The organism is Actinomadura sp. KC216, assembly GCF_004348535.1.
Taxonomy (GTDB): domain Bacteria; phylum Actinomycetota; class Actinomycetes; order Streptosporangiales; family Streptosporangiaceae; genus Spirillospora.
The window spans coordinates 1-2,032 of record NZ_SMJX01000590.1; the positions used below are offsets into that span (position 1 = coordinate 1).

General features: G+C 68.9%; 2 protein-coding genes. One reads left to right on the forward strand and one right to left on the reverse strand.

Annotation, left to right across the window (positions count from 1 at the left end):
• On the reverse strand, nucleotides 1-248 hold a 248-nt coding region (locus E1264_RS42265; protein ID WP_132183161.1), incomplete at its 3' end, for a hypothetical protein.
• A gap of 461 nt (nucleotides 249-709) precedes the next feature.
• On the opposite strand from E1264_RS42265, the gene E1264_RS42270 reads away from it, so the two are divergent.
• Nucleotides 710-1,816 (forward strand): sel1 repeat family protein, encoded by a 1,107-nt coding sequence (locus tag E1264_RS42270; RefSeq protein ID WP_132183163.1) that lies wholly within the window; start codon nucleotides 710-712, stop codon nucleotides 1,814-1,816.
• The last annotated feature ends 216 nt before the right edge of the window (nucleotides 1,817-2,032 follow it).

Sequence of the window (2,032 nt, forward strand, 5' to 3'; positions counted from 1 at the left end):
GGGCAGGGGTCCTCGGCGGGGTCGCTCCAGTACTCGATCAGCTCCTCCTCGGTCATGTCGGTGGGCGCGATGGCGGGCGCCGGGCGGGCCGCGTGCAGCTCCCAGGTGGAGATCAGCAGGAGCAGGAGCACGTCGTCGTCGTTGCAGCAGGTGGCCGCGGCCGGGACGGCGTGCGCTCCCGGCAGGGCGTGGCGCTGGTAGGCGGCACGGCGGGCGGCGCCGTACATGGCCGGCAGGTGTACAGGCATCAGAGGTGTGGTCCTTGTCGAGGGTCAGGGGACGGACGGTCACCAGTAGGCCAGCCCACCGTCCGCGCGGGCCACGCGAAGACAAGGATCAGAAACAACCGGAACACTCCGCCGCACCACCGCCAGGCAAATAACCGGACAGATGTCACCATTCACCCCCTTTCCAACGCGAACGAAATTCGACTGTTCGCGGTTTGTGTCGCGTGACACAAACCTTCGCCGCGGGCCGTTCCGGAGTGTTCCGGGACGTTCCGGATTGCTCCGCTCAGCCTGAAAGCACACGTCAGGGCATGGCCCGGGACAGGTCGGAACAGTCCGGAACGGCATGACTTGCAACCAATCCACCCGCAAAGGGCCCAGTGATGAGACCATTCCATCGCGTTAACGATCTCTCGGCGAGGAAGATCCATCACGTTAGGGCTCGTGGAATGCCGACCAACCCCTCTCGAACAAGCGACGCATTGGATGAGTTCATCCGTGACCTCCTCCAATTCACGCACGCGTGCGGTTCTCCTCACTATCGGGAGCTGGCCAAGCTCGCGCCCGAGGTCCTGGCCCGGTACAAGAAGCGCATCCCGGTGCTGCGGCCGCTGTCGCTCACCGCGATCAGCAACGTCATGACCCGCCAGCGGCAGGGCCCCCAGCCGTGGGGGTGGGTCGCCACCTACGTGCTGACGTGCCTGCACTACGTCGAAAGGACCGGGATCACCCCCGACTTCCCCGGTCCCGCCGACCTGCAGGAGTGGCACGCCCGCTACCAGGCCATGCGCGATCAGCTGGACTGCCTGTCTGCACCTGTCCCGGACCCCACCGGGATCCCGCCGGCCGACGTCCTCGCCGAGCTCCACGCCGGCCCGGCCGGCGCACATGCGACGGCCCCCGCACGGCCGGGAGAGAACCAGGACACGGCACCGGCAGCGATCGCCGTGCGGACCGGCCGGGACCAGGGCGGGGAGGAAGGACGCGGCCACGACGGCCGGTGGACCGGGCCGGAAGAAGAGCCGGGTCACCGGACGCAGGTGAGCGTGGACGGGGACGGGCACTTCCTGCCCGACCTGCCGTCCCTGTCGCACCGCCGCTACTACGAGCTGTTCGGTCAGCACGGCGTCGACCTGCTGAACAGCGCCGAGCGCGGCGACCCCGACGCCTCGTGCCGGGTGGGGATCCTGCTGCTTTGCCGAGATCGTCCCGCCGAAGCCCACGTATGGCTGGCCTCAGCGGCCAGATCCGGTGACGAGGCCGCCAGGGTCCTGATCAACGCCGAGCCCGGCCAACGCAAGCCGATGGCCGCCGAGCTCGCCTACGAACTCACCCTTCCGGGCTACCACCAAGACCGTTCTCCGGGCCGTCCAGAGGCCCCGACCGGTGCCGAGACCTACTACCGCGCCGCGGCCTGGGCGGGGCATCCGGGCGCCACCGTCCGCCTAGGGCTGATCTACGAGGCACGCGGGGACACCGCCTCCGCCCTGTTCATCTTGGCCGAGGCGGCCAAGCATCACCCCGACGCCCACCGTCACTTCGTCCGCCTCAACCGGCAATACGCCCAGCACCAACTCCAGACCGACTAGAGGCTAGCCGAGCGCGGCTCCGCCAGGCTCTCGGCGAACCGGCCCGGCAGTTCGACGTCGAGCCGCCCGCAGCACCACTCGACGGCAGGGCTTGCGGGTCCCAGTCAGGCGGTGGATTCGGCAGAGATGGGAAGGGCCCCGTTCGGTGCGACCGAACGGGGCCCCGACCTGCGCCTTTAGCGTCCTGAAGAAGCTCCCCCGAGAACACCTGAACTC